The organism is Streptomyces syringium, assembly GCF_017876625.1.
GTDB classification, from domain to species: Bacteria; Actinomycetota; Actinomycetes; order Streptomycetales; family Streptomycetaceae; genus Streptomyces; species Streptomyces syringius.
On record NZ_JAGIOH010000001.1, the window covers coordinates 4,542,097 to 4,567,799 of the forward strand.

The following is a 25,703-nucleotide window of genomic DNA, read 5'->3' on the forward strand; positions in this document are numbered from 1 at the left end:
CGTCTCAGCGGTCCGTGAAGGGCAAGCTACGCGCCCGGCAGGGGCGCCCACGGCGGGATCGTCGCAGCCTCCGTCGATCGGGTCGATCGGGCGGGGCGGGGGTTTGAAGCCGCAGCCGGTCCGCCGTTCCGTTGGTGCATCCGCCCGTCAGTGTGTTCGGCTGGCTTGGGCGGCGTCCGCGGCGAGGAGGTTGAGTCGTTCGATGGAGTTGGCGGCTCGGACGGCGCAGGTCTTCCAGGTGTATCCGTTGGGGTGCTCGACGCTGATCATCCCGTTGGCGCCGACGGTTCGGACTCTGCCCATGCCGCCTGTGACGGTGTCGACCACCATGGTCCCGGGTGCGATGTCGAAGGCTTCGGCCTCGACCACCTTCCTGGGGTTCGCTGCCACTTGGGGGCGGGGCGAATGCCGGGGGCGGATGTCGATGCCGTGTGGGGTGACCCAGAGGGCGGCGTCGCCGCCGGTGAGGGAGCCGTCGAGTCTTGGTTCCGACGGCGTCGGGGCGGGGGCGGTGGCGGCTTGGGGCGTGTGGCCGCTGGACGGGAAATGTGCCCTCATCCATGCGAAGAGGCGGGGGATAGGGTTCCTCATGTCGTCAGCTCCTGAGGCTGGTGGCCATGCCCCCGGACCGGTCGCACGGTCGCGGGGGTCTTGCGCTGAGCGCCACATTAGAGCGGGTCTGCTGCACATGTCTATAGGCGTATGCTGACGCCAGCTACTATGTTCGAGTGGGTGTCAATACCTACAGTCACGGCCGTGATGGATTTCGACCCGACGCTCCCCAAGTGGACCCAGATCGCCGACGTCATTCGGCAGCGCATCGCCAGCGGCGAGTACCCGGTGAATCACCTGATCTCGGAGACGAAGCTGGAGCAGGAGTTCGGCGTCGCACGAGTGACCGTGCGCAAGGTGACAGCGAAGCTGCGCGAAGAGGGCCTGATCGTCACTACCCACGGCATGGGTTCGTTCGTCGCTCCCCAGTCCTGACCCACCGCCGTCGAGAGCGCGCCTCGGATGCGCGTAGCGGCACAGGCAGGCCCCCGCCATTCGGCGGCTCAGTCGCTCATCTCCAGCTGCCCAGCCCGCTGGAGGGCGGCCGAGTCAGCACATGCCGGTGTGATGACTTCGGGGAGCTGTCTTCTCCAAGTAGCACAGCGTTTCGTAGGCGGCCTGGACGAAGGAGCCGGTCGGGGCAGGGGTGGTGTTGGCCAGGGCGGCGAGGGCTGTGCCGGAGCGGGGGAGGAAGCCGGCGAAGGCGGTGAATCCGCGGGTGGTGCCGGAGTGGTGGAGCAGGGGGCGGCCGTTGCGGGGGCGGAGGTTCCAGAGGAGGCAGTGGCGGTTGCCGGTGCGGGGGAGGGCCAGCCGGGGGCGTTGGACGTCGGCAAGTGCGGCGCGCAGGCTGGGGGACCCGGCGGTGTCCGGGACCAGCAGGGCCTGTAGGTAGTGGAGCAGATCGCGGGCGCTGGAGCGCAGGGCGCCCGCGGCGGGCAGGCCGGGGATCAGCAAGGCGGGGCGTGGGCGGCCGTGCCAGTGGCCCACTGCCTGGGGGCGGTGCGGGTCGCAGTCGGTGTCGGTCAGGCCGAGCGGGGCCAGGACACGTTCGTTCAGCAGGTTGGCGTAGTCGCTGCCGTGGCCTCCGGCGGCGTGGGCCAGGGCGTGACCGAGGAGCCCGGCCCCGTAGTTGGAGTAGCGGACGTGGGTGCCGGGGCGGTGGTGCAGACGGGTGCGGGTGAGTGCCGCAAGGGCGTCGGATGAGGTGAAGGTGGCGTAGGGGTTGCTGAACCAGCTGTGAATCGGCGAGCGGCGCATGAGCCCGAGGGGCATGCGGGGCAGGCCGGAGGTGTGGGTGGCCAGGTGGAGCAGGGTGATCGGGGGGCCGGGGAGTCGGTGGGGGAGGTAGCGGTCGAGGGGGTCGTCATAGCCCACCTCCCCGCGTGCGGCGAGCTCGGCCAGGAGCAAGGCGGTGAACGTCTTGGTGAGGGAGCCGGTTTCGAACCGGGTCCCTGGCTCGGCGGTGCCCGCGCACAGCACAGTGCGCTCATCTCCGTGGACGACCGCGATGGCCACCGCGGTCGCTCCCTTGGGGGCGCGGAGCAGGGACGACAGGCGGTCTCCGGGCGACGCCCCCGTCACCGCGCCTGTGCCGCCCGTGCGAGCGCGATGGAGCCCGCGATAGCGGTGACGATGACGGTGTGCTGGTGGTCCTTGAAACGCTGGACAGGATCGTCGTCGACGGGGTCGCCGTCGCGCGGGATGAAACCGTCCGGGTGTTGCAGGGCGGCGATGGCGTCCCAGTCCGAGGGGTCGCAGTAGGGCTCGTCCAGGCAGGCGCCGACGATGAGCAGTTCACCGACCAGGTCCCACTGCTCGACCTCGCGCCAGATGTCGATCCACACCGGCAGCCAGGCCCGCAGGTACGAGGTGTACTCGGGCGCCAGGCCGCCCGGCCGCGCTCCCCAGTCGGTGAGGTGGAAGACGGTGTGGGTCATCGAGTAGGCGGTCATCCAGTCGATGGCCCACGGCTCGGGGACCGCGCCGAGCCAGGTGGCGCGGGCGAGTGCCGCCCAGTCGAACGAGCGGTCCAGGCCGGTGACGCGGGCGGCATTCGCCACGGCGAGCCGCCGGTTCGGCAGCAGCTCGACGCCGTGCACCGAGCGCAACTGGAGAGAGTGAGTCAGCAACCGGTCCAAGCCGACGTGGCGGAAGCCGCACCGCACGAAGGATACGTACGTCTCCAGCGGATCGGTCATCAGCATGTGTCTCAGCTGGCGCTCATAGAGCACGTCACCGCGGCGGAACTGCTCCCAGGCGAAGTCTGCCAAGTCCTGAGCCGCGGCAAGCTGCCCTGGGCCCAGGATGCCGTCCCGCAGGATGAGCGAAGCGGCCAGCGTGGTCTCGCCCAGAGGCTTGTAGAAACCGTCGAGACCGGCGGCTGTCTCCAGGGAACCACCGGGGAAGGTGCCGTGGGCGCGGTTCGCGTGCAACCAGGAAAGCGCCCGGTCTGCCAAGCTCCGCGCCGCCACAACCACCGCATCGGTGACCGTCATGCGTCTGCTGCCTCCGCATCCGGCTTCCTGCCGAGCAAGCAGCCTGCAATGGCCAGATCGAGGGCGGCACGCGGGCCACCCCCACCCAGTAGCCGCACATGTTCCGTCACCGCCACCGGGTCCAGCGGCAGCGCGACACCCTCACGGTGAAGCCATGCCAGCCAGCGGGCCAGCCGCACAGCCGTAGGAAAGTCACGGCGCAGCACCGAGCGGGTGACCCCCTGGCACAGAGGCAGCGCCGCATTGCGGACCGCCTCGTGCACCGGCCCGTCCAGACCAGGAGCGGCAAGGGTCCCAAGCTGAGCCATCCGCACCGACCACCGCTGCCAATTGACGGTGTCGGCGAGACCGTCCTGTGGAGGCGCGGCGTTCACGCCCGGGGCGCTCGTCCCGCCGAACCGGGCCAGGAACTGCGCGGTCGCCCAGTCACGCCAGGCCATGGTCCGCTCGTCCTGACGCCCCGAACGCCCAGCACCCGGCAACGGGAGCATCTCGAAGGACCGGGCCACGACGGCCGCGCCCTCCGCGTCGAAAGGAGCGCCGGCCAGGGCCTGTGGAGCGAAGGTATCCGCTCCGATGACCCGGACGGCAGCGAAGGACGTCATCGGATCGGGAGTGCCGTCGGCGGACCACGCAGCCAGCGCCACACCCTCAGCGCCGCGCAGGGCGCTGAGGACACGGCCCGCGAGATCATCCGCCGCAGCAGCGAAGTCCGCCCGGGCGCTCACTTGCCCTTGGGCTCCTTCGGCTCCTTGGGCGACAGGAGGAGGCTGACGAGCAAGATCATTGAAGCTTCCGGGGAAGGAACGGGAGCACCGCTGACAGCGGCCTCCGGCTCCACCATCAGGTCCCCGACCGCAGACGTCTCGGCCGGGGTTGCGAAACGGGTGGTTCCTTGCGCGAGCATCAGTGCCTCCTCAGGGAGAGATGTCACCAGCCGCACGGCTATGCCACATTCAGAGCCTAGACGGCGGCATCAGGCGCTCCGGGCCCCAGCGCGACAAACCCACCTTTCAGATGAACTGTGGGGTGGCTCCGCACTCTTGGCGCCCCACTGAAGCGAGGGCTGCCCCCTGCGCGGCACCGTGACCCGGCCCGTTGTCAGTGGTGTGCCCTAAGTTCATCAGCAGTAGGGCGCCTTCACGGCACGGCTCCTGCCAGGTCGCCGTGCCCGCGCTCAAGTTGCGTTGATGGAACAGACACCACGGGGGTTGCCATGGGGAAGATCGTCGCACTGGTCTATGTGTCGCTGGACGGCGTCATGGAGGCCCCGGCCTGGACCGCCCCCTACTTCGACGAGGAGCACGGGCAGTACGCGCACCAGGCGCTCTTCGCCGCCGACGCGCTGCTGTTGGGCCGCGAGACGTACGAGGGCATGTCCCAGGCGTGGCCGGGGATGACGGACGAGGACGGTTTCGCCGACCGGATCAACGCGATGCCCAAGCACGTCGCCAGTGCCACCCTGGAGTCGGCCGAGTGGAACGCCGAGGTCATCAAGGGAGACCTGGGCGAGCAGGTCACCGTGCTCAAGGAGAAGTACGAGCGGGACATCCTCATATACGGCAGCGGTGCCCTGATCCGCTCGCTCATCACCGAGGGCCTCGTGGACGAGCTGAAGCTGTGGGTGCACCCGGTCGTCGTCGGCAAGGGCAAGCGGCTCTTCCCGGAGGGCGCCCCGACGTCGACGTGGAAGCTGGACGGCACCACCACGTTCGCTTCCGGTGCCCTGATCCTCGACTACCGGCCCGCCGGGGAGTGACGACGCGGACCCGGTGACCTCCTGGCGCAGGAGCCGTCCTGGGCGTCGGCCGGCCTGGTAGCCCGCCCTTACACGGCGAGGTCCACCGGCTCGGTGCCGGTCATTCGAAGGGGCCGTGGGTGTGCCCAACTCCCCGCCAGGCAACCGATCCACACGTGGTCTATGCCAGGCACCACCGATATCCTCGGCACCACCGCACCCGCCTGCCCGGAGGTATCCGATGACCGGCTCAGACACACCGGACCAGCCCGTCCCACAGGCCGGCACGGCCATAGCCCTGATGGAACGCCTGGCCGAACAGCTCGGTAGCCGGGCCTCGGTGTCAGCCGTCTTCGGCGAACCGGTCACCAGCGGCGGAATCACCGTCATTCCGGTCGCCGAAGTCGCCTTCGGGTTCGCCGGGGGCGCGGGCCCCGAAGCCGCCGACACCGGCACAGGAGGGGGCGGAGTCGGCGCCCGCCCCCGCGGTTACATAGAGATCAAAGACGGCACCGCCACCTACAAACCCCTCCGAGCCCCCTGGGTGAATGTCGCCGTACCGCTCGCCGCCCTCCTGGCAGGAACCGTCATGCCCCTGCTCGTTCGCCGCCTCGCCCAGCGCCGCCCTCGCTGAACCACTGCAACGACGAACCTGACACCAACTCACGGAACGCGCGCTCCCAGTACCGCCTTGACGGCAAGCGCCGAAACCCAGGGCAGCGGCCCGGAGCGCCGCCGGCAACAGGGCGTTCGCGCGAGTGTCACCGGAGCACCTCGCTGCCCCGTCCGGCTGTGAGCACACCGCGCCAGCAGGACGCGACGAGCAGTGCGAGCGCGATGAGGAGTCCGCTTGCCCAGAGCGGCCCGAGGTCCCGGGCCGTCGTACTGAGGGTGGTCGCGGCGATGAGGGGTCCGACGGCGGCGCCGACGTTGAGGGCGACGGTCGCGTAGGAGCCGGCCATGGTGGGGGCTCCCGCTGCCTCGTAGAGGACCCGTGTGATCAGCGTGCTGCCCAGCGCGAACGACAGCGCGCCCTGGATGAAGACAAGGGTGAGCAGAGCGACCGGCTTGTCGGCCAGCACAGCCAGGGCCGGCCAGCCGATGAGCAGCAGCGGACCGCCAACTGCGACCACCCGGCCCGGTTGCTGGTCCGACATCCGGCCGGCGACGGTGACCCCGGCCAAGGAGCCGACGCCGAAGAGCACCAGAGCGACGGAGATCCACAGCTCGCCCAGCCCGGCGACGTCGGTCACGACCGGGGCGAGGAAGGTGAAGCTTGCGAAGGTTGCCGCGTTCACCAGTGCGCCGAGCAGCATGACCAGGAGCAACCGCGGACGTTTCAGTTGTGCGAGCTCTGCTCGCATGGCGGGTCCACGTGTTTCTCCCCTGGCGGGCCGTGCCGGGATTCCCCTGAGGACGCCCATGGCTGCGGGCAGGCAGAGCGCGGCGACGGCCCAGAAAGTGGCCCGCCAGCCGAGCAGTGCGCCGAGTACCGACCCCCCTGGGACACCGGCGATCGTGGCCATCGTGGTGCCCGACAGCAGCACGGCGAGAGCGCGCCCCTTCTTGTCGGGAGTGACCAGCGTGGCCGCAGTCGTCAGAGCCACGGCGAGGAACCCCGCGTTCGCGAGCGCCGCGACCACCCGGGTGGCGAACAGAACTGGAAAGGCCGAGGTGGCGGCGCCCACGGCGTGGGCAGCCGAGAACACGAAGACGAACCCCAACAGGCTGGTCCGCGCCGGCCAGTTGCGTGCGAGCCCGGCCATGAGTGGTGCGCCGACGATCATTCCGATCGCGAAGGCCGGGGTGAGCGTGCCTGCCGCTCCGACTGGGACGTCGAAGTCCGAGGCGATGTCCGGCAGGAGGCCGGCGAGCATGAATTCCGAGGTGCCCATGGCGAAGACCGCCATGGCGAGCAGGTACAGCGGAAGAGGCATCGAATGACTCCGAGGCGAGGAGAAGCACGAGGAAGGGCATCTCGTCACCGCGGTCAGCACCCGGGGCACACGCGTCCGGCCGCGGAACGCGGCGGGGCGGCAGGGCTACGAACTCAGTGGTTCAGGGGGCTGACGGCGTGACCGAAAGCCCCCACCGCGTCCGACTCGGGGCTCGACATGCCCCGCACGGTATCCGACCGATGCCAATCGAGGCACCTCGGTTTCACGGGCGCCGAGGCTCACGCGGCGGACGGCCACCCGGCTTCGACGAGGAGCGGTACAAGAAGCGCGACACCGTCGAACGTGCAATCAACCGGCTAAGCAGCATCGGGCCATCGCCACCGGATACGACAAGCGCGGCTACGTATTCCTCGGCACCGCGACCGCAGCAGCCCTCACGATCTGGCTCCGAACATGATTGACGGGCAGGCTAGTCGGCGACGACCGCCGTGTTCTGGCAGGCGGTCAGCAGCCACCGGCCGTCGGCCTGCTTCGAGACCACGTACAGCGGGGCGCCCTCGCTCTCCTCGCCCGGAGACAGGTAACGCTGACGGACCTTGACCGCCGCGACGTCGGGGCGGATGAAGAGCACGTGGACCACCTCGTAGGTGACCTTGCCGTCCCAGCTCGCCGCGGGAAGGACTTTGCGGGTGAACTCCGAGATCGCGTCAAGGCCGATGAGGACCTTGCCGTGAGCTGTCGTCCAGACCGCGTCCGGGTGGAAGAGGCCGAGGAACTCTTCGGGGTCCTTGTTCTGCTGGGAGTGCTCGACGGTGGCGACGAGGCTGCTGATCGCTTCGATGTCCGCCGCGTGGGATGTGGATTCCGTGGTCATGTGGACCACCGTCGCACCTCAAGCATGATTGAGGTCAAGCGTGTGACGATGTAAAGATCGGGTCCCCTGCGCCCCGCCGACCCAGCTGGGCGCCCTACGCACCCACCCCCCACAGTTCGTCGCTGCGGGCCGCGACCACCGCACCGATCCCGGCCAGCGCCTCCGCCACACGCATCGCGTCCAGTCGTCGCCCGTCGCGTAGCCGCAAGGCGACCAGGTCGTCCGCTGCCTCCCGGGCGCCGATCACCGCCTGGTAGGGGACGAGCCGGGCGGCGCGGATGCGGGCGCCCAGGGTGCCGTGTTCCGGGCCTGCCAGCTCCGCGCGCAGGCCCTGCTCGACGCAGCGTTGTACGAGTGCGGCTGCCTGCGGGACCTCCGCCTCGGAGAGGGGGACGGCCACCAGCTGGGTCGGGGCCAGCCAGGCGGGGAAGGCGCCGCCGTGCAGTTCGATGAGGTGGGCCACGGCCCGCTCCACGCTGCCGACGACGCTGCGGTGGACCATCACCGGCCGGTGCTTGGCGCCGTCCGGGCCGATGTAGTGCAGGTCGAACTGTTCGGGCTGGTGGAAGTCGATCTGGACGGTGGACAGGGTGAACTCACGGCCGGCGCCGTCGGTGATCTGCACGTCGATCTTGGGGCCGTAGAACGCGGCCTCCCCCTCGGCGGCCTCGTACGGCACGCCGGAGGCGCCGAGGACCTCGGTCAGCAGGTCGGCGGCCCGGCGCCACATCGCGGGGTCGGCCACGTACTTCCCGCCCGCGCCCGGGAGGGAGAGGCGGTAGCGGGTGGGGCGGATGCCGAGGGCGGCGTAGGCCTCGCGGATCAGTTCCAGGGCCGCCCGTGCCTCGTCGGCGGCCTGGTCGGGGGTGCAGAAGATGTGCGCGTCGTTGAGCTGGATCGACCGGACGCGGGTGAGCCCGCCGAGCACGCCGGAGAGTTCGGAGCGGTACATGCCGCCCAGCTCCGCCATTCGCAGGGGCAGTTCGCGGTAGCTGTGGGCCCGGGAGCGGTAGATCAGGGCGTGGTGGGGGCACAGGCTCGGGCGGAGGACGACCTGTTCGCCGCCGAGGTCCATCGGGGGGAACATGTCGTCGCTGTAGTGCGCCCAGTGGCCCGAGATCTCGTACAGCTCCCGTTTGCCCAGGACCGGCGAGTACACGTGGCGGTAGCCCGCGCGCCGCTCGGCGTCGCGGACGTACTCCTCCAGGGCGTGGCGGACTGCCGCGCCGTCGGGCAGCCAGTACGGCAGGCCCGCGCCCATCAGCGGATCGGTGTCGAACAGGTCCAGCTCGCGGCCGAGCTTGCGGTGGTCGTGCATCCGGTCATGCATCCGGTCGGGCATCGTGATCTCCTCGCGAGCGGTGAGGCGAGTGACCACACGGCGAAGCCCCGGGGCACTCGCCCCGGGGCTTCGGACAAAACAGCTGTCAGCGCGCCGGGACACTCTCCGGCGTCGTCGTCATGCACATAGCAGCGCGCTTCATGGCGGCGATCGTAGCGACCCGCCCGCCCGGCGCGCGATCGTTTTTCCGGGAGCCACGAGCTCGCCCCCGGGTGCCCTCCCCACCTCCGCCGTCCGTGATGGCAGGCTTGGGCCATGCGTCCGCTCCTGTGTGCCCCCGGAATCGCCGCGCTGACCGCGCTCGCCGCACTCACCGTGCTGCCCGCCGCCACGCCCGCCGTGGCCGACAGCGGCACGCCCTCCGCGTTCACCGTCCAGGACCCGCGGATCAAGGAGTCCAGCGGTCTCGCGGCGAGCCGCGCGCACCCCGGCGTGTACTGGACGCACAACGACAGCGACGACGGCCCGTACGTCTACGCCGTGGACAGCCGGACGGGACGTACGGTCGCGACCGTCACGCTCAGCGGGATCGACCCCCGTGACGTGGAGGCCATCTCGATCGGGCCCGACGGGAACGTCTACGTGGGCGACATCGGTGACAACCTCGGGGGCAGTTGGCCCAAGGTGTGGATCTACAGGTTTGCCGAGCCGAAGGAGCTGAAGGACGTCACCGTCACTCCGGTCCGGTACGCGGTCCAGTACGAGGGCGGTCCGCGCGACGCCGAATCGCTGATGGTGCACCCCAAGACCGGGCGGGTCTACATCGCCGGCAAGCACCGCTCGGGCGGTGGGCTCTTCGCCGGTCCCGAGAAGCTGTCCGCGACCGGGACCAACGTCTTCCGGCGCGTCGCCGACCTCAAACTCTGGGCGACCGACGGGGCCTTCTCGCCGGACGGTACGCGGCTCGTGGTGCGCAGCTACTTCGACGTGCGCGAGTACCGCTGGGAGGACGGCCGGCCGAAGGAGATCGGGCGGCCGAACGTGCCGCTGCAACGGCAGGGCGAGTCCGTCACGTTCACTCCGGACGGCCGGACGCTGATGTACGGCACGGAGGGCGTCCGCAGCCAGGTCTCGCCCGTCCCGCTGGAGGGCGATCTGCTGCCCGACCACGCCGGGAAGGCGCCCGCCGACGACAAGAACGACGGCCGGACCGAGAGCGGTCTGGGTGACGGCGGAGGTGACGACCGCAACCGCAACCTCGCCATCGGCGCCGGCACCTTCGCGGTCGCGACGCTGCTGGTCCTGGCCCTGCGGCGGGTGTTCCGCCGACGGTAGGCACCGGGAGAGACACGTAGGCCCGGGTCCACAGGGCCCGGGCCTACGTCGTGCTTGCTTACAGGCGCTCGATCACATGGTCGACGCACGCCGTCAGCGCCTCGACGTCCGCCGGGTCGATCGCCGGGAACATCGCCACGCGCAGCTGGTTGCGGCCGAGCTTGCGGTAGGGCTCGGTGTCGACGATGCCGTTGGCGCGCAGCACCTTGGCGATCGCCGCCGCGTCGACGTCGTCGGAGAAGTCGATCGTGCCGATGACGGCCGAGCGCTTCGCCGGGTCGGCGACGAAGGGGTTCGCGTGCTTGGACGCCTCGGCCCAGCCGTAGAGGGTGCGCGCCGACGTCGCCGTGCGGCGCACCGCGAAGTCCAGGCCGCCCTGGCCGTTGAGCCACTCGAGCTGCTCGTTGAGCAGGAAGAGCGTCGAGAGGGCCGGGGTGTTGTACGTCTGGTTCTTGAGGGAGTTGTCGATCGCGGTGGGCAGCGAGAAGAACTCCGGGATGTGCCGGCCGGACGCGTGGACGCGGGCCGCGCGCTCCAGGGCCGCCGGGGAGAAGGCCGCCAGCCACAGGCCGCCGTCGGAGGCGAAGGACTTCTGGGGAGCGAAGTAGTAGACGTCGCTCTCGGTGATGTCCACGGGCAGACCGCCCGCGCCGGACGTCGCGTCCACCAGGACGAGCGCGCCCTCGTCGGCGCCCGCGACGCGCTTGATGGGCGCGGTGACACCGGTGGAGGTCTCGTTGTGGGTGAAGGCGTAGACGTCGACGCCCGCCTCGGCCACCGGCTCCGGGTGCGTACCCGGCTCGGAGGAGATCACGGTCGGCTCGGCCAGCCACGGGGCGAGCTTCGCAGCCTTGGCGAACTTGGACGAGAACTCGCCGAAGGCGAGGTGCTGCGACTTGGACTCGATGAGTCCGTGGGTCGCGATGTCCCAGAAGGCGGTGGAGCCGCCGTTGCCCAGGATCACCTCGTAGCCCTCGGGGAGGGAGAAGAGGTCCCGGACGCCGTCGCGCACCTTGCCGACCAGGTTCTTGACCGGGGCCTGGCGGTGGGACGTGCCGAGGAGAGAGGTTCCGGTGGCAGCCAGGGCGCTGAGCGCCTCCGTACGCACCTTGGACGGGCCCGCGCCGAAGCGACCGTCGGCGGGCTTGATGTCAGCGGGGATCTGGATATCAGCCACGGGGGCAGCCTAATCCGTCGCGGCGCGGGTCACGGGAGGCTGTCCGGCGGATGAGACGCAGGTAACGGCGGGGGCCAGAGAGGCGGACGGGGCGTTCGTTCCCGTGTCCCGGCGTTCCTCTCGGGCAGGCTGAGTCCATGGCTGATCCCCTGGTTGATCACGAAGGACTGCCGGCCGCGCTCCGCGCCACCGTCCGTGGTCACGTCGACTTCGGCACCACCGCGCGTGCGTTGACCACCATGGACGCGTCGAACTACCGCCGCGTCCCGCTCGGCGTCGTCGCCCCGAAGGACGCCGACGACGTCGCCGCAGCCCTCGCCGTGTGCCGGGAGCACGGGGTGCCGGTGGTGGCGCGCGGCGGCGGGACGTCGATCGCCGGGCAGGCCACGGGCGTGGGGGTGGTGCTGGACTTCACCCGGCACATGAACGCGATCGTCCGTATCGATCCGGACGCCCGTACGGCCGTCGTGCAGCCCGGCGTGGTTCTCGACGCGCTGCGGACGGCGGCGGGCGCGCACGGGCTGACCTTCGGGCCGGACCCGTCCACGCACGCCCGCTGCACGCTCGGCGGCATGATCGGCAACAACGCGTGCGGCGCCCATTCCGTGGCATGGGGGACCACCGCCGACAACGTACGCGCGCTGGACGTGCTCACCTACGCCGGGGAACGGGTCCGGCTCGGGCAGGGGTGGGACGGCCTGCCGGCACGGCTCGCCGACGGCCTGCGGGCGCTGGTGGACGGCGGGTTGGCACGGCTGCGGACCGGCTTTCCCGAGCTGCCCCGGCGCATCTCGGGGTACGCGCTGGACGCGCTGCTGCCCGAGCGGGGCACCGACGTGGCGCGGGCGTTCACCGGCAGCGAGGGCACGCTCGGGGTGCTGACGGAAGCGACGCTCCGGCTCGTGGAGGCGCCCGGCGCGCGGGCGCTGGCGGTGCTCGGGTACGCCGACGAGAGTGCCGCCGCCGACGCGGCGCCCCTGCTGCTGCCGTACGGGCCGCTGACCGTCGAGGGCATGGCGGCCGACCTGGTGGGCGACGTCCCCGGGCTGCCGAAGGGCGGCGCGTGGCTGTTCGTCGAGGTCGGCGGGGCGACGCCGGACGAGGCGGCGGCCCACGCAGCCGCGCTGAGCCGGGCGGCGGTCGCGGACGGCGCGGCCGGGCACACCGTCGTCACGGACCCGCGCGGGCAGCGCGCCCTGTGGCGGGTGCGGGAGGACGCGGCCGGCATCGCGACCCGGATGGCCGACGGCAGCGAGGCCTGGCCGGGCTGGGAGGACTGCGCGGTACCACCCGCCCGGCTCGGCGCGTATCTGCGGGAATTCAGGGCCCTGTTGGCTCAGCACGGGCTGCGGGGTGCGCCGTACGGGCACTTCGGTGACGGGTGCGTGCACGTACGCATCGACTTCGATCTGCTCGGCGAGGCGGGGGTGCGCCGCTTCCGGGACTTCTCCGGCGACCTGGCCGATCTGGTGCTCGCGCACGGCGGCTCGCTCTCGGGCGAGCACGGCGACGGCCAGGCGCGGGCGGAACTGCTGCCCCGGATGTACGGGCCGGAGCTGGTGGCCCTCTTCGAGCGCGTCAAGGACCTGTGGGACCCGGCGGGCGGTCTGAACCCCGGCATCCTCGCCCGCCCGCACCGCCTGGACGAGAATCTGCGGTTCGCGGTGCTGCCCAGGCGGCCGGTGCCGGTGGAGTTCGGCTATCCGCACGACGGCGGGGACTTCACGGCGGCCGTGCGGCGGTGCGTGGGGGTGGCCAAGTGCAGGGAGACGTCGGCGGCCGGTACGGGGGTGATGTGCCCGTCGTACCGCGCGACGCGCGAGGAGCGGCACTCCACGCGCGGGCGCGCGCGCCTGCTGCACGAAATGCTCGCGGGCGAGCGGGGCGGGGTGATCACGGACGGCTGGCGCTCGGAGGAGGTGCGGGAGGCGCTCGACCTGTGCCTGTCGTGCAAAGGGTGCCGCAGCGACTGCCCGGTGGGGGTGGACATGGCCACGTACAAGGCGGAGTTCCTCCACCACCACTACGCGGGCCGGCTACGGCCCGCCGGGCACTATGCGATGGGGTGGCTGCCGGTGTGGCTGCGGACGGTGGCGGCTGCCCGGCTCGGTTCAGTGATCAATGCGGGTTTTCGTGTCGGCCCGTTGGCTGCCCTTTCCAAGCGGGTCGCGGGTGTCGCTGCGGAGCGGGAGCTGCCGGAACTCGCTCCGGAGACGTTCATCCGCTGGCTGGCCGGGCGCGTACGGGCCCGGCACGGCGACCGGCCCGAGGCCCGCTCCAGCGATCAGGTGGCCGTCCTGTGGCCGGACACCTTCACCAACCACCTCACCCCGTCCGTGGGGCGGGCCGCCGTCCGGGTGCTGGAGGCGGCGGGCAAGGAGATCGTGCTGCCCGGATCCAAGGGGCTGTGCTGTGGGCTGACCTGGGTCTCCACCGGTCAGCTGGATCACGCCCGCAAGGTCATGCGCCGAACTCTGGACCGCGTCGGACCGGCCCTGGGGCTCCCCCTTCTCGTCCTCGAACCGAGCTGCGCGGCCACTCTCCGCACCGACCTCCCGGAACTGCTTCCCGACGACCCGCGCGCCGCCGAACTCGCCGCGTCCGTCCGCACCTTCGCCCAGTACCTGGAGGAACACACACCCGACTGGGAGCCCCCGCGTCTCGACCGGCCCGTGGTCGGGCAGACGCACTGCCATCAGCACGCGGTCCTGGGCGACGCTGCCGAGCGCCGACTGCGGGAACGCGCCGGCCTGACCGGCGAGTTGAGCGGCGGCTGCTGCGGTCTGGCCGGGAACTTCGGCTTCGAGCGGGGGCACTACGAGGTGTCGGTCGCGTGCGCGGAGGAGCAGTTGCTGCCCTCGGTGCGGGAGGCCCCGGAAGGGGCGGAGGTGCTGGCGGACGGGTTCTCCTGCCGGACCCAGCTCGAACAGCTCGCCGGGCGGCGCGGACGTCACCTGGCGGAGGTCCTCGCGGAGGCGCTCGGCGCGACCGACGGTGAGGGCGGCCGAAAATAATGCAAGCACGCTTGCTTGTTTCTCTGGCCGCTGCCACGCTCTGACCGGGCACGCCGGATCGTTTACCGGTCCGCCAACTCGCCCTGCCCGCAAGGGCAAACGCACGAACATGCCCTTCGAGGGGAGCGCGGTGTGGTCGACCCGGCGGAAGTGCTCGCGGACGTACTCGCGGACCTGCGGGCGGAAGGCGAGGAGCTGGACGCACTGGTGGGCGGGCTGGCCGCCGGGGACTGGCAGCGGGCGACGCCCGCCCCCGGATGGACCGTCGCGCACCAGATCGCCCACCTGGCGTGGACCGACGAGCGGGCCGCACGGTCCGCCGCCGCCCCCGAGGGCTTCGCCCGGGAGGCCGAGAAGGCCCTCGCGTCGCCGGAGACCTTCGTCGACGAGGCCGCGCGGGCCGGGGCCGGGGCGCCGCCCGGCGAGCTGCTGGCGCGGTGGCGCGCCGGGCGCGCCGAGCTGGCCCGGACGCTGGCGGCGATGCCGACGGGGGCCAAGCTGCCCTGGTACGGGACGGCCATGAGCACCACCTCCATGGCGACCGGCCGGCTGATGGAGACCTGGGCGCACGGCCAGGACGTCGCCGACGCGCTGGGCGCCCGGCGCGTCCCGACGGACCGGCTGCGGCACGTGGCGCGGATGGGAGTGCGGGCCCGGGACTACGCGTACGCGGTGCGCGGGCTCCCGCTGCCGACGGAGGCATTCCGCGTCGAACTCCTCGCCCCCGACGGGCGGACCCTGTGGACGTACGGGCCGGGCGACGCGGCCCAGCGCGTCACCGGCCCCGCCCTGGACTTCTGTCTGCTGGCCACCCAGCGCGCCCACCGCGCCGACCTCGCCCTCCGGGCGACCGGCCCCGACGCGGACCGCTGGCTGGACATCGCCCAGGCCTTCGCGGGCCCGCCGGGCGCCGGCCGCGAGCCCGGGGGCCGCGAGTCCGCTGTCCGCGAGCCCGGGGGAGGCGGCCGGTGATCGTGCCGCGCCCCCTCCTCATCGGCAATGCCTCCGGCTTCTACGGCGACCGCTTCGACGCCCTGCGCGAGATGCTGACCGGTGGTCCGCTCGACGTGCTGACCGGTGACTACCTCGCCGAACTCACCATGCTCATCCTCGGCCGGGACCGGCTGAAGGACCCCGGCCTCGGGTACGCGAAGACCTTCCTCGCACAGTTGGAGGAAGGGCTCGGGCTGGCCGCCGACCGGGGTGTCAAGATCGTCACCAACGCGGGCGGGCTCAACCCCGCCGGTCTCGCCCGGCGGATCGGCGAGCTGGCGGAACGCGTCGGTGTGCCCGTCCGGGTCGCGCACGTCACCGGCGACGATCTGCTGGGGGAGCGCGACTGGGGTACGGGTGTGCTCACCGCCAACGCCTACCTCGGCGGCGCCGGGATCGCCGCGTGTCTGCGGGCCGGTGCGGATGTCGTCGTGACCGGCCGGGTCACCGACGCCGCCCTGGTCACGGGGCCCGCCACCGCCCACTTCGGCTGGACCGCCGCCGACCTCGACCCCCTCGCGGGCGCGGTCGTCGCCGGGCACGTACTCGAGTGCGGCGCGCAGGCCACCGGCGGCAACTACTCCTTCTTCCAGGAGCACGACGGCCGCCGCCCCGGCTTCCCCCTCGCCGAGATCCACGCCGACGGCTCGGCCGTCATCACCAAGCACCCCGGCACCGGCGGTGCCGTCACCGTCGGCACGGTCACCGAGCAACTGCTGTACGAGACGTCCGGCCCCCGCTACCTCGGGCCCGACGTCACGGCCCGGCTGGACACCGTCCGGCTGACCCCCGACGGCCCGGACCGGGTGCGGATCTGCGGGGTGCGCGGCGAGGCACCGCCGCCGACACTCAAGGCCGGGCTGACCCGGGTCGGCGGCTTCCGCAACGAGGTCGTCTTCGTGCTGACCGGCCTCGGCATCGAGGCCAAGGCGCGGCTGGTGCGCGACCAGTTCGAGGCCGTCTTCGCGAAGGCCCGGCCCGCCGAGGCCCGGTGGACCCTCGCCCGTACGGACCGGGCCGACGCACCCGTACAGGAGGAGGCGAGCGCGCTGCTGCGGCTCGTCGTACGCGACCGGGACCCGGAGGCCGTGGGCCGGGCCGTCGCCGCCGCCGTGGAACTGGCCCTCTCCAGCTACCCCGGCTTCCACCTCACCGCCCCGCCCGGCAAGGGCGCGCCCTACGGCGTCTTCGAGGCCGCGTACGTGGACGCGGGCGATGTGCCGCACACCGCCGTCCTTCCGGACGGGACGTGTGTTCCCGTTCTGCCGCCTGCGCCTGCCGTCATTCCTGCCACTGTGCTGGGTGAAGCGACGCTTCCTCCTCCTCTTCCCGCCTGCCCCACCCGCCGTGCCCCCCTCGGGCTCGTCGCCGGGGCCCGCAGCGGCGACAAGGGCGGCAGCGCGAACGTCGGAGTGTGGGTGCGCACCGACGACGCCTGGCGGTGGCTCGTGCACGAGCTGACGGTGCCGCGATTCGTCGAACTGCTCCCCGAAGTGGGCCGGTTCGCCGTTACGCGGCATCTGCTGCCGAACCTCCGCGCGCTCAACTTCACCGTCGACGGGCTGCTCGGCGACGGCGTCGCCTCCCAGGCGCGCTTCGACCCGCAGGCCAAAGCGGTGGGCGAATGGCTGCGCTCCCGCCATCTGGAGATACCGGAGGTGCTGCTGTGACCCTGCTGGCGTCGGGGCTCGACCCGTCGAGCCCCGAGTACACGGCCAACCGCACGACGATGCTGGCGAAACTGGCCGAGCTCGACGCCGCGCACGCCCAGGCCGTCGCCGGGGGAGGTGAGAAGTACGCCGCCCGGCACCGCGCGCGCGGCAAGCTCCTCGCGCGCGAACGCATCGAGCTCCTCCTCGACCCCGACACGCCCTTCCTCGAGCTGTCGCCCCTCGCCGCCTGGGGCAGCGACTACGCCGTCGGCGCGGCCCTCGTCACCGGCATCGGCGTCATCGAAGGCGTCGAGTGCGTCGTCACGGCCAACGACCCGACCGTACGCGGTGGCGCCAGCAACCCCTGGACGCTGAAGAAGGCCCTGCGCACCAACGAGATCGCCTACGCCAACCGGCTCCCGTGCGTCAGCCTCGTCGAGTCCGGCGGCGCGGATCTGCCCAGCCAGAAAGAGATCTTCATCCCCGGTGGCGCGCTGTTCCGGGACCTGACGCGGCTGTCCGCCGCCGGGATCCCGACCGTCGCGGTGGTCTTCGGGAACTCGACGGCGGGCGGGGCGTACGTTCCCGGGATGTCCGACCACGTGATCATGGTCAAGGACCGGGCGAAGGTCTTCCTCGGCGGGCCGCCGCTGGTGAAGATGGCGACCGGCGAGGAGTCCGACGACGAATCGCTCGGCGGAGCGGACATGCACGCGCGCGTGTCGGGCCTCGCCGACTACTTCGCCGTCGACGAGAGTGACGCGCTGCGGCAGGCCCGGCGGGTGGTGGCCAGGCTGAACTGGCGTAAGGCTCATCCTGATCCGGGTTGTCCTGTCGAGCCTCCCCGGTACGAGGAGGAGGAGCTGCTTGGTGTCGTGCCCGGTGATCTGAAGGTTCCCTTCGACCCCCGCGAAGTCGTCGCCCGCATCGTGGACGGCTCGGACTTCGACGAGTTCAAGCCCCTGTACGGAGCCAGTCTGGCGACCGGATGGGCTCGCCTGCACGGCTACCCGGTGGGCGTGCTGGCCAACGCCCAGGGCGTCCTCTTCAGCGCCGAGTCGCAGAAGGCCGCGCAGTTCATCCAGCTCGCCAACCAGCGGGACATTCCGCTGGTCTTCCTCCACAACACCACCGGCTACATGGTCGGCCGCGACTACGAGCAGGGCGGCATCATCAAGCACGGCGCGATGATGATCAACGCGGTGTCGAACTCGCGCGTGCCGCACCTGTCCGTCCTCATGGGCGCGTCCTACGGGGCCGGGCACTACGGGATGTGCGGGCGGGCCTACGACCCGCGCTTCCTCTTCGCCTGGCCCAGCGCCAAGTCCGCCGTCATGGGACCGCAGCAGCTCGCCGGGGTGCTGTCGATCGTCGCGCGCGGGTCCGCCGCCGCGAAGGGGCAGCCGTACGACGAGGAGGCCGACGCCGGGCTGCGGGCCGTGGTCGAGGCGCAGATCGAGTCGGAGTCCCTGCCGATGTTCCTCTCCGGCCGGCTGTACGACGACGGGGTCATCGACCCGCGTGATACGCGGACCGTGCTGGGGCTGTGCCTGTCCGCGATCCACACGGCGCCCGTCGAAGGTGCGCGCGGTGGCTTCGGTGTCTTCCGGATGTGAGGTTTCGTGCCCGTGATCCGCTCTGTGCTCGTCGCCAACCGTGGCGAGATCGCCCGTCGTGTCTTCCGTACCTGCCGGTCGCTCGGCATCGGCACGGTGGCCGTGTACTCCGACGCCGACGCGTCCGCCGCGCATGTCCGCGAGGCGGACGCCGCCGTCCGGCTGCCGGGGGCGGCGCCGGCCGATACGTATCTGCGGGGCGAGCTGGTGGTACGGGCCGCGCTCGCGGCGGGGGCGGACGCGGTGCACCCCGGGTACGGGTTCCTGTCCGAGGACGCGGGGTTCGCGGCGGCGGTGGCCGACGCGGGGCTGGTGTGGATCGGGCCGCCGCCGTCGGCGATCTCGGCGATGGCGTCGAAGACGCGGGCGAAGTCGCTGATGGCGGCGGCGGGGGTGCCGTTGCTTTCGTCCGTGGATCCGGCTTCGGTCTCCGCCGCGGATTTGCCTTTGCTGGTGAAGGCCTCCGCCGGTGGGGGTGGGCGGGGGATGCGGGTTGTTCGTGAAGTCGGTCAGTTGGGGCGTGAGTTGGACTCCGCTCGGGGCGAGGCTGCTGCTGCGTTCGGTGACGGTTCTGTCTTCGTCGAGCCGTACGTCGAGGGCGGGCGGCATGTGGAGGTGCAGATCCTCGCCGACGCGCACGGGACGGTGTGGACGTTGGGGACGCGTGACTGCTCGCTTCAGCGCCGGCATCAGAAGGTGGTGGAGGAGGCGCCGGCGCCCGGGCTGTCGGAGGGGCTGCGGGAGACTTTGCGCTCGGCTGCTGTTGCGGCGGCTTTGGCCGTCGATTATCGGGGGGCCGGGACGGTTGAGTTTCTTGTGGCGCCGGGTGGGCGGGCGTTCTTTCTGGAGATGAACACCCGGCTTCAGGTCGAGCACCCAGTGACGGAATGCGTGTACGGGGTGGACTTGGTGGCGCTCCAGATCCGGGTCGCGGAGGGGTACGCGCTGGGTGCGCCGCCTTCGCCGGTGGGACATGCGGTGTCGGCTCGGCTGTACGCGGAGGATCCGGCGCGGTCGTGGCGGCCTTGGGCGGGTGTGGTGCACCGGCTGTCGGTGGGGGCCGGTGCGTCCGGGGTCCGGCGCCGGGGCCTCCGGGGCGGGGGTCCGGGACCGTATATTTACGGGCCCGCGAGCCAAAATGTGTCGAGCACCCCGCACTTGGGCCCGCAAATACACGTCAGCGTCCCGGACCCCCACCCCTGCGACCCCGTCACCTCCCGTGGTGTCCCGACTGCCGGTGGCGTGGAGCCCCGCTTGGACGGCCAGATCGATCGTACGGGCCTTCCCTCGGCCCTTGGCGGCGCCACTGGTCTGCGTGTTGATTCCGGTGTCGAGGACGGGGATGTTGTCGGTGTTCACTACGACTCCATGCTCGCCAAGGTCATTGCTTGGGCTCCCACGCGGGACGAAGCCGTTCGGCGTCTCGCCCACGAGCTGGAGCGGGCCCGTATTCATGGGCCCGTGACCAACCGCTCGCTGCTCGTGCGGTCCCTCCGGCACCCGGAGTTCCTTGCGGGGGAGATGGACACCGGGTTCTACGAGCGGCATCTCCCGGCCCTGACCGAGCCTGACAGCCAGGCGGACCGGCGGCTCGCCGCCCTGGCCGCTGCCCTCGCCGATGCGGCCGCGCGGCGTGTGGGGGGCCCGGGGGTGCAACCCCCGGATCACAAGGGCGGGTGGGTGGGAGAGACGTCCGTACCGCACCGCATCGGCGGCTGGCGCAACGTTCCCTCACAGCCGCAGGTCAAGCGCTATCGCGTCGGCGATGACGCGATCGAGATCCGGTATCGCCTGGGGCGCGACGGGCTCGTCGCGGACGGGTTCGACGGGGTTCGGCTGGTGGCCGCCGCGCCCGAGTGTGTCGTTCTCGACGTGGGTGGGGTTCGGCGTGCCTTCGAGGTGGCTGTCCACTCCGGTGGAGACGTTTACGTCGACTCCTCTGTTGGTGCCTTCGCCCTCACCGCCCTGGCCCGCTTTCCCGACCCCACCACCCGCACCGCGCCCGGGTCACTGCTCGCCCCCATGCCCGGCACCGTCGTGCGGGTCGCGGACGGGGTCGCGGTGGGGAAGCCCGTACAGGCCGGGCAGCCGTTGCTGTGGTTGGAGGCGATGAAGATGGAGCACCGCGTCGTCTCGCCCGCCGACGGCACGCTCACCGCCCTGCACGCCGTCCCCGGTCGTCAGGTCGAGGTCGGAGCCCTGCTCGCCGTCGTCACCACCGAGGAGACCACGCCATGAGCCATGCCATCGTCGAGACCGAGCAACACCGCGATCTGCGCGCCGCCGTCGCCGCCCTGGGCGCTCGCTACGGGCGCGAGTACTTCACCTCCGTCGTACGCGACGGCAAACACACCGACGAGCTGTGGGCGGAGGCCGGCAAGCTCGGTTATCTCGGGGTGAACCTGCCCGAGGAGTACGGGGGTGGTGGCGGTGGCATCACCGAACTCGCCATCGTGCTGGAGGAGCTGGGCGCCGCCGGCTCGCCGTTGTTGATGATGGTCGTCTCGCCCGCCATCTGCGGCACGGTGATCGCCCGGTTCGGTACGGACGCGCAGAAGCGTGCCTGGCTGCCGGGGCTCGCGGCCGGTACGACGAAGATGGCCTTCGGCATCACCGAGCCCGACGCCGGGTCGAACTCCCACCGGCTGACCACGACCGCCTGTAGGGATGGTGACGACTGGGTTCTCACCGGCCGTAAGGTCTTTGTCTCCGGTGTGGATGTCGCTGATGCGACCCTTGTCGTCGGGCGGACCGAGGATGCCCGGACGGGCAGGCTCAAGCCCTGTCTGTTCATCGTCGGGCGTGACACGCCCGGGTTCTCCCGTCGGCGGATAGCCATGGAACTCGCCGCCCCGGAGAAGCAGTTCGAGCTGGTGCTGGATGATGTGCGGCTGCCCTCCGACGCGCTCGTCGGTGACGAGGACGCGGGGTTGTTGCAGTTGTTCGCCGGGCTCAACCCCGAGCGCGTCATGACGGCCGCGTTCGCGATCGGGATGGGCCGGTACGCGGTGGCGAGGGCCGTCGACTACGCCCGTACCCGTGAGGTGTGGGACCGGCCGATCGGCGCGCATCAGGCGATCGCTCATCCGCTGGCGCAGGCACATATCGAGCTGGAGCTGGCGCGGTTGATGACGCAGAAGGCCGCCGCGCTCTATGACGCGGGTGATGACGCCGGTGCGGGGGAGGCCGCCAACATGGCGAAGTACGCGGCCGGGGAGGCCGCCGTCCATGCCGTGGACCAGGCGGTGCACACCCTCGGCGGCAACGGGCTGACGTCGGAGTACGGACTGGCCTCACTGATCACCGCGGCGCGGGTGGCGCGGGTGGCGCCCGTCAGCCGGGAGATGATTCTCAACTACGTCTCGCATCAGACGCTGGGCCTGCCCAAGTCGTACTGAGGAAAAGGTGATTCACGGATGTTGGTTCGCCGCTCGCACGAGCACGGCATCACCACCCTGACCCTGGATTCCCCGCACAACCGGAACGCTCTCTCGGCCCGGCTCGTGAGCGAACTGCACGAGGGACTCGCGTGGGCGGCCGACGACGCGGACACCCGTGCTGTGCTCCTGACGCACACCGGCAACACCTTCTGCGCCGGCGCGGACCTCAGCGAGGCCGGGTCGGACGCGACGGCCCCGCTGGGGCTCGCGCGGCTGTTGCGTGCGGTGGTCGAACTGCCGAAGCCGGTCGTCGCCCGGGTCACGGGACATGTGCGGGCGGGAGGGCTCGGGCTGTTGGGGGCGTGCGACATCGCGGCGGCGGGGCAGGGAGCGTCGTTCGCGTTCACCGAGGCGCGGCTGGGGCTCGCGCCCGCCGTCATCTCGCTGCCGCTGCTGCCGCGCCTGGACGCCCGGGCCGCCGCCCGGTACTACCTGACGGGCGAGCGGTTCGACGCCGGGGAAGCGGCCCGGATCGGGCTGATCACCCTGGCCGGGGACCCGGACGAGCTCCTTGTTCCGGTGCTCGACGGACTGCGGCGGGCCTCGCCGCAGGGGCTCGCCGAGTCCAAGCGGCTGGTGACGGCCGAGGTGGTGCGGGCCTTCGACCGCGACACGGAGGTTCTGGCCGAGCAGTCGGCGCGGTTGTTCGCGTCGGCGGAGGCGCGGGAGGGCGTGACGGCGTTCCTGGAGCGGCGGGACCCCGTATGGGCACGGTGAGCCTGCCCAAGCAGGACCGCAGCCGGGCCACGCGGCAGCGTCTGCTGGAGGCCGCCATCGCGTGCCTGGCGGAGTACGGGTGGGCGGGGTCGACGGTGGCGGTGGTCGCCGAGCGGGCCGGGGTGTCGCGGGGCGCCGCGCAGCATCATTTCCCCACCCGTGAGGACCTGTTCACGGCGGCGGTGGAGTACGTCGCGGAGGAGCGTTCGGCGGCGCTGCGGACGCTGATGCCGCGGGGTGGACCGGACCGTACGTGGGCGGTCGTCACCGCACTGGTGGGCCTCTACACCGGCCCGCTGTTCCGTGCGGCGCTGCAACTGTGGGCGGCTGCCGCGCACGAGGAGCAGTTGCGGCCCCGGGTGACGTCGCTGGAGGCGCGCGTGGGGCGGGAGTCGCACCGGATGGCGGTGGAGCTGCTGGGGGCGGACGAGGGCCGCCCGGGGGTGCGCGAGACGGTGCAGGGGCTGCTGGACATGGCGCGGGGGCTCGGGCTCGCCAATCTGCTGACGGACGACTCGGCGCGGCGGGACCGGGTGGTGGAGCAGTGGGCGCGGATCCTGGACGGTGTCCTGCGCTGACGCGAAGGGCCCGCTCCCCGGGCTGGGGAGCGGGCCGTGGCGTCAGCCCTTGATGTCCTCGTAGCCGGCGACCTCGCGCGGGTCCCGGGTGCCCGGCCCCACGTAGCGGGCCGACGGGCGGACCAGGCGGCCCGTGCGCTTCTGTTCGAGGATGTGGGCGCTCCAGCCCGCCGTGCGGGCGCAGGTGAACATCGACGTGAACATGTGCGCCGGAACCTCCGCGAAGTCCAGGACGATGGCCGCCCAGAACTCGACGTTGGTGGCCAGCACCCGGTCCGGGCGGCGGTTGTGGAGCTCTTCCAGGGCGGCCTTCTCCAAGGCCTCCGCGACCTCGAAGCGCGGTGCGGCGAGCTCCTTGGCCGTGCGGCGCAGGACGCGGGCGCGGGGGTCCTCGGCGCGGTAGACGCGGTGGCCGAAGCCCATGAGCCGCTCGCCGCGGTCCAGGGCCTGCTTGACATAGGCCGTGGCGTCGCCCGTGCGTTCGATCTCCTCGATCATGCCGAGGACGCGGGACGGCGCCCCGCCGTGCAGCGGTCCGGACATCGCGCCGACCGCGCCCGACAGGGCCGCCGCCACGTCCGCGCCCGTCGAGGCGATGACGCGGGCGGTGAACGTGGAGGCGTTCATGCCGTGCTCCGCGGCGGAGGTCCAGTACGCGTCGACGGCCTTGACGTGCTTGGGGTCCGGCTCGCCGCGCCAGCGCTTCATGAAGCGCTCGACGACGGTCTCCGCCTTGTCGATCTCCTTCTGCGGCACCATCGGCAGGCCCTGGCCGCGCGCCGACTGGGCGACGTACGACAGCGCCATCACCGCGGCCCGCGCCAGGTTGTCGCGCGCGGTGGCCTCGTCGATGTCGAGGAGCGGCTTCAGGCCCCAGACGGGCGCGAGCATCGCGAGCGCCGACTGGACGTCGACCCGGATGTCACCGGAGTGGACGGGGATCGGGAACGGCTCCGCGGGCGGCAGCCCGGGGTTGAACGAGCCGTCGACCAGCAGGCCCCAGACGTTCCCGAAGGAGACCTGGCCCACCAAGTCCTCGATGTCGACGCCTCGGTAGCGGAGAGAGCCGCCTTCCTTGTCGGGTTCGGCGATCTCCGTCTCGAACGCGACGACTCCCTCGAGTCCGGGTACGAAGTCGGACATCAGGCGGCTCCTCATGATGTGTGACAAGCGGCTGCCGGCCACGGTGGTGACCGTCACTGCTCCTACGGCTGCTGTTGGCGGCCCCGAAAGCGGTTACGCGGCTGCTCGGCGCGGCTCGCGGTCCGATTCGGTCAACCCGGTCATGCCCCGTGCGGCTGTTCTTCACCCGGCTCGATGCCCGGTTCTTCGCCCGGTACCCGCCCGGCCGGCGCACCGGGCTTCGGTGGGAAGCCGGGGTCCGCTCAGGCCGGACACGATAGCCGGTGGTGTGTGGGCGCCACAGCTTCCTGGGAAGTGATTTTGGTGGGTTCAACAGATGCGGGGAAGGGTGATGTCCGGCACAGTGCGGGTTTCGTCCGCCGCAGGGTTAGGGAACCCCGGTGCGGGGGAGGATGAGCGGGTTCGGCCGCGCCTTCCGCTCCCGTGCGCCGTATCCGCGCGGGCGGCCCGTGTTGCAAGATGGCCGCGTGTCCCACGCCGATGATCTCGACCCCGCCGCGATGCGCGCGCAGTACCGCTTCGGCGGTCTGCTGGAGACGGACCTCGCCGACAGCCCGTACGGGCAGTTCGCACGCTGGTTCGCGGAGACGGTCGCCGCCGGGCTGCACGAGCCGAACGCGATGGTCGTCTCCACCGCGGACGCCGCCGGGCGGCCCAGCTCGCGGACCGTGCTGATGAAGAGCTACGACGAGCGCGGCTTCGTCTTCTACACCAACTACGGCTCCCGCAAGGCCGTCGAACTGGCGGTCAACCCGAACATCTCGCTGCTCTTCCCCTGGCATCCCATCGCCCGCCAGGTCATCGTCACGGGCACCGCCGAGCGGGTCGGGCCGGAGGAGACGGCCGCCTACTTCCGCTCCCGCCCGCACGGCTCGCAGCTCGGCGCCCTGGCCAGCGCGCAGTCGACGGTGGTCTCCTCGCGCGCCGAGATCGACGAGGTGTACGAGCGGCTGGCGGCCCGCTACCCGGAGGGCGAGCCGGTGCCGGTGCCCACGGGGTGGGGCGGTTTCCGGGTGACACCGCAGGCCGTGGAGTTCTGGCAGGGCCGGGAGAACCGGCTGCACGACCGGCTCCGGTATCTGCGGGCCGCCCAGGGCCCGGGCTGGCGGGTGGAGCGGCTCTGCCCGTAGCGGCAGGAGAACGCAGACGATCCGTGGGCCCTTTACCGCCGCGCCTGGCGGCGCGGCGGTGCCGAGCGG

The 25,703-nt window shown here is 71.7% G+C and carries 23 protein-coding genes; 13 read left to right on the top strand and 10 right to left on the bottom strand.

Features of this window, described 5'->3' with window-relative positions; genetic code table 11:
- Positions 1 to 147: 147 nt before the first annotated feature.
- A complete protein-coding gene (locus tag JO379_RS20345) occupies positions 148 to 591 on the bottom strand; it encodes a hypothetical protein (protein ID WP_209516222.1) in 444 nt (147 codons plus the stop codon).
- A 168-nt stretch (positions 592 to 759) separates the two neighbouring features.
- Here JO379_RS20345 and JO379_RS20350 point away from each other — a divergent pair, with 168 nt between their 5' ends.
- Positions 760 to 987: a GntR family transcriptional regulator gene (locus JO379_RS20350; protein ID WP_245382318.1), complete on the top strand. Its 228-nt coding sequence runs from the start codon at positions 760 to 762 to the stop codon at positions 985 to 987.
- A 114-nt stretch (positions 988 to 1,101) separates the two neighbouring features.
- Here JO379_RS20350 and JO379_RS20355 read toward each other — a convergent pair whose 3' ends face one another.
- The 4 genes from JO379_RS20355 to JO379_RS20370 form a co-directional block, all read right to left on the bottom strand.
- Complete coding sequence (locus JO379_RS20355; RefSeq protein WP_307842081.1) at positions 1,102 to 2,067, bottom strand: serine hydrolase domain-containing protein; 966 nt, start codon at positions 2,065 to 2,067, stop codon at positions 1,102 to 1,104.
- A gap of 62 nt (positions 2,068 to 2,129) precedes the next feature.
- Positions 2,130 to 3,047, bottom strand: coding sequence for a DUF6895 family protein (locus JO379_RS20360; protein WP_130879396.1), 918 nt, complete (start codon positions 3,045 to 3,047; stop codon positions 2,130 to 2,132).
- Positions 3,044 to 3,775: a hypothetical protein gene (locus tag JO379_RS20365; RefSeq protein WP_209516231.1), complete on the bottom strand. Its 732-nt coding sequence runs from the start codon at positions 3,773 to 3,775 to the stop codon at positions 3,044 to 3,046. The genes JO379_RS20360 and JO379_RS20365 overlap by 4 nt, the downstream gene beginning before the upstream one ends.
- A complete protein-coding gene (locus JO379_RS20370; protein WP_130879398.1) occupies positions 3,772 to 3,954 on the bottom strand; it encodes a hypothetical protein in 183 nt (60 codons plus the stop codon). The genes JO379_RS20365 and JO379_RS20370 overlap by 4 nt, the downstream gene beginning before the upstream one ends.
- A gap of 309 nt (positions 3,955 to 4,263) precedes the next feature.
- On the opposite strand from JO379_RS20370, the gene JO379_RS20375 reads away from it, so the two are divergent.
- Together JO379_RS20375 and JO379_RS20380 are read left to right on the top strand one after the other, a co-directional pair.
- Positions 4,264 to 4,806: a dihydrofolate reductase family protein gene (locus JO379_RS20375; protein ID WP_130879399.1), complete on the top strand. Its 543-nt coding sequence runs from the start codon at positions 4,264 to 4,266 to the stop codon at positions 4,804 to 4,806.
- 220 nt (positions 4,807 to 5,026) lie between these two features.
- On the top strand, positions 5,027 to 5,419 hold the full coding sequence (locus JO379_RS20380) for a GerW family sporulation protein (RefSeq protein WP_130879400.1): 393 nt from the start codon (positions 5,027 to 5,029) through the stop codon (positions 5,417 to 5,419).
- A 127-nt stretch (positions 5,420 to 5,546) separates the two neighbouring features.
- On the opposite strand, the gene JO379_RS20385 is transcribed toward JO379_RS20380, so the two are convergent.
- The 3 genes from JO379_RS20385 to thrS all read right to left on the bottom strand — a co-directional run bounded on the left by JO379_RS20385 (position 5,547) and on the right by thrS (position 8,875).
- Positions 5,547 to 6,722, bottom strand: a complete 1,176-nt coding sequence (locus tag JO379_RS20385) for a Cmx/CmrA family chloramphenicol efflux MFS transporter (protein WP_209516235.1) — start codon at positions 6,720 to 6,722, stop codon at positions 5,547 to 5,549.
- Between the two features lie 430 nt (positions 6,723 to 7,152).
- Complete coding sequence (locus tag JO379_RS20390; RefSeq protein ID WP_209516238.1) at positions 7,153 to 7,557, bottom strand: SgcJ/EcaC family oxidoreductase; 405 nt, start codon at positions 7,555 to 7,557, stop codon at positions 7,153 to 7,155.
- A 94-nt stretch (positions 7,558 to 7,651) separates the two neighbouring features.
- Positions 7,652 to 8,875: a threonine--tRNA ligase gene (thrS, locus tag JO379_RS20395; RefSeq protein ID WP_130880245.1), complete on the bottom strand. Its 1,224-nt coding sequence runs from the start codon at positions 8,873 to 8,875 to the stop codon at positions 7,652 to 7,654.
- 279 nt (positions 8,876 to 9,154) lie between these two features.
- Here thrS and JO379_RS20400 point away from each other — a divergent pair, with 279 nt between their 5' ends.
- On the top strand, positions 9,155 to 10,174 hold the full coding sequence (locus JO379_RS20400; protein WP_130879403.1) for an esterase-like activity of phytase family protein: 1,020 nt from the start codon (positions 9,155 to 9,157) through the stop codon (positions 10,172 to 10,174).
- Positions 10,175 to 10,232: 58 nt separating this feature from the next.
- Here the strand turns inward: JO379_RS20400 and serC are convergent, their stop codons facing one another.
- The gene (serC, locus tag JO379_RS20405) at positions 10,233 to 11,351 is read right to left on the bottom strand and encodes a phosphoserine transaminase (protein WP_209516241.1); all 1,119 of its coding nucleotides are present in this window, start codon (positions 11,349 to 11,351) and stop codon (positions 10,233 to 10,235) included.
- Positions 11,352 to 11,488: 137 nt separating this feature from the next.
- On the opposite strand from serC, the gene JO379_RS20410 reads away from it, so the two are divergent.
- The 8 genes from JO379_RS20410 to JO379_RS20445 all read left to right on the top strand — a co-directional run bounded on the left by JO379_RS20410 (position 11,489) and on the right by JO379_RS20445 (position 23,361).
- Complete coding sequence (locus tag JO379_RS20410; protein ID WP_209516244.1) at positions 11,489 to 14,365, top strand: FAD-binding and (Fe-S)-binding domain-containing protein; 2,877 nt, start codon at positions 11,489 to 11,491, stop codon at positions 14,363 to 14,365.
- Positions 14,366 to 14,497: 132 nt separating this feature from the next.
- On the top strand, positions 14,498 to 15,337 hold the full coding sequence (locus tag JO379_RS20415; RefSeq protein WP_130879406.1) for a TIGR03084 family metal-binding protein: 840 nt from the start codon (positions 14,498 to 14,500) through the stop codon (positions 15,335 to 15,337).
- A gap of 2 nt (positions 15,338 to 15,339) precedes the next feature.
- Positions 15,340 to 17,028 (top strand): acyclic terpene utilization AtuA family protein, encoded by a 1,689-nt coding sequence (locus JO379_RS20420; RefSeq protein ID WP_209518770.1) that lies wholly within the window; start codon positions 15,340 to 15,342, stop codon positions 17,026 to 17,028.
- Positions 17,025 to 18,626: an acyl-CoA carboxylase subunit beta gene (locus JO379_RS20425; protein ID WP_209516247.1), complete on the top strand. Its 1,602-nt coding sequence runs from the start codon at positions 17,025 to 17,027 to the stop codon at positions 18,624 to 18,626. The genes JO379_RS20420 and JO379_RS20425 overlap by 4 nt, the downstream gene beginning before the upstream one ends.
- Before the next feature lie 12 nt (positions 18,627 to 18,638).
- Entirely contained in the window at positions 18,639 to 20,864 is a 2,226-nt protein-coding gene (locus JO379_RS20430; protein WP_209516250.1) for an acetyl/propionyl/methylcrotonyl-CoA carboxylase subunit alpha, read from the top strand.
- Positions 20,861 to 22,024 carry an acyl-CoA dehydrogenase family protein gene (locus JO379_RS20435; protein WP_209516253.1) on the top strand — a complete coding sequence of 388 codons (1,164 nt, stop codon included), beginning with the start codon at positions 20,861 to 20,863 and terminating at the stop codon, positions 22,022 to 22,024. Before JO379_RS20430 ends, JO379_RS20435 begins: the two co-directional genes overlap by 4 nt.
- Positions 22,025 to 22,042: 18 nt before the next feature.
- The gene (locus JO379_RS20440; RefSeq protein WP_209516256.1) at positions 22,043 to 22,783 is read left to right on the top strand and encodes an enoyl-CoA hydratase family protein; all 741 of its coding nucleotides are present in this window, start codon (positions 22,043 to 22,045) and stop codon (positions 22,781 to 22,783) included.
- Complete coding sequence (locus JO379_RS20445; RefSeq protein WP_209516259.1) at positions 22,771 to 23,361, top strand: TetR/AcrR family transcriptional regulator; 591 nt, start codon at positions 22,771 to 22,773, stop codon at positions 23,359 to 23,361. The genes JO379_RS20440 and JO379_RS20445 overlap by 13 nt, the downstream gene beginning before the upstream one ends.
- A gap of 42 nt (positions 23,362 to 23,403) precedes the next feature.
- Here the strand turns inward: JO379_RS20445 and JO379_RS20450 are convergent, their stop codons facing one another.
- The gene (locus tag JO379_RS20450) at positions 23,404 to 24,504 is read right to left on the bottom strand and encodes a citrate synthase 2 (RefSeq protein ID WP_130879412.1); all 1,101 of its coding nucleotides are present in this window, start codon (positions 24,502 to 24,504) and stop codon (positions 23,404 to 23,406) included.
- A 500-nt stretch (positions 24,505 to 25,004) separates the two neighbouring features.
- Here JO379_RS20450 and pdxH point away from each other — a divergent pair, with 500 nt between their 5' ends.
- On the top strand, positions 25,005 to 25,634 hold the full coding sequence (gene pdxH / locus JO379_RS20455; RefSeq protein ID WP_242626277.1) for a pyridoxamine 5'-phosphate oxidase: 630 nt from the start codon (positions 25,005 to 25,007) through the stop codon (positions 25,632 to 25,634).
- The last annotated feature ends 69 nt before the right edge of the window (positions 25,635 to 25,703 follow it).

What these genes read in the sequence shown, in the direction of transcription:
- JO379_RS20345 (WP_209516222.1), bottom strand. Translation starts at nt 591, where the DNA reads ATGAGGAACCCTATCCCCCGCCTCTTCGCATGGATGAGGGCACATTTC.
- JO379_RS20350 (WP_245382318.1), top strand. Translation starts at nt 760, where the DNA reads ATGGATTTCGACCCGACGCTCCCCAAGTGGACCCAGATCGCCGACGTC.
- JO379_RS20360 (WP_130879396.1), bottom strand. Translation starts at nt 3,047, where the DNA reads ATGACGGTCACCGATGCGGTGGTTGTGGCGGCGCGGAGCTTGGCAGAC.
- JO379_RS20370 (WP_130879398.1), bottom strand. Translation starts at nt 3,954, where the DNA reads ATGCTCGCGCAAGGAACCACCCGTTTCGCAACCCCGGCCGAGACGTCT.
- JO379_RS20375 (WP_130879399.1), top strand. Translation starts at nt 4,264, where the DNA reads ATGGGGAAGATCGTCGCACTGGTCTATGTGTCGCTGGACGGCGTCATG.
- JO379_RS20380 (WP_130879400.1), top strand. Translation starts at nt 5,027, where the DNA reads ATGACCGGCTCAGACACACCGGACCAGCCCGTCCCACAGGCCGGCACG.
- JO379_RS20385 (WP_209516235.1), bottom strand. Translation starts at nt 6,722, where the DNA reads ATGCCTCTTCCGCTGTACCTGCTCGCCATGGCGGTCTTCGCCATGGGC.
- JO379_RS20390 (WP_209516238.1), bottom strand. Translation starts at nt 7,557, where the DNA reads ATGACCACGGAATCCACATCCCACGCGGCGGACATCGAAGCGATCAGC.
- thrS (WP_130880245.1), bottom strand. Translation starts at nt 8,875, where the DNA reads ATGCACGACCACCGCAAGCTCGGCCGCGAGCTGGACCTGTTCGACACC.
- JO379_RS20400 (WP_130879403.1), top strand. Translation starts at nt 9,155, where the DNA reads ATGCGTCCGCTCCTGTGTGCCCCCGGAATCGCCGCGCTGACCGCGCTC.
- JO379_RS20410 (WP_209516244.1), top strand. Translation starts at nt 11,489, where the DNA reads ATGGCTGATCCCCTGGTTGATCACGAAGGACTGCCGGCCGCGCTCCGC.
- JO379_RS20435 (WP_209516253.1), top strand. Translation starts at nt 20,861, where the DNA reads ATGAGCCATGCCATCGTCGAGACCGAGCAACACCGCGATCTGCGCGCC.
- JO379_RS20440 (WP_209516256.1), top strand. Translation starts at nt 22,043, where the DNA reads ATGTTGGTTCGCCGCTCGCACGAGCACGGCATCACCACCCTGACCCTG.
- JO379_RS20445 (WP_209516259.1), top strand. Translation starts at nt 22,771, where the DNA reads ATGGGCACGGTGAGCCTGCCCAAGCAGGACCGCAGCCGGGCCACGCGG.
- JO379_RS20450 (WP_130879412.1), bottom strand. Translation starts at nt 24,504, where the DNA reads ATGTCCGACTTCGTACCCGGACTCGAGGGAGTCGTCGCGTTCGAGACG.
- pdxH (WP_242626277.1), top strand. Translation starts at nt 25,005, where the DNA reads ATGCGCGCGCAGTACCGCTTCGGCGGTCTGCTGGAGACGGACCTCGCC.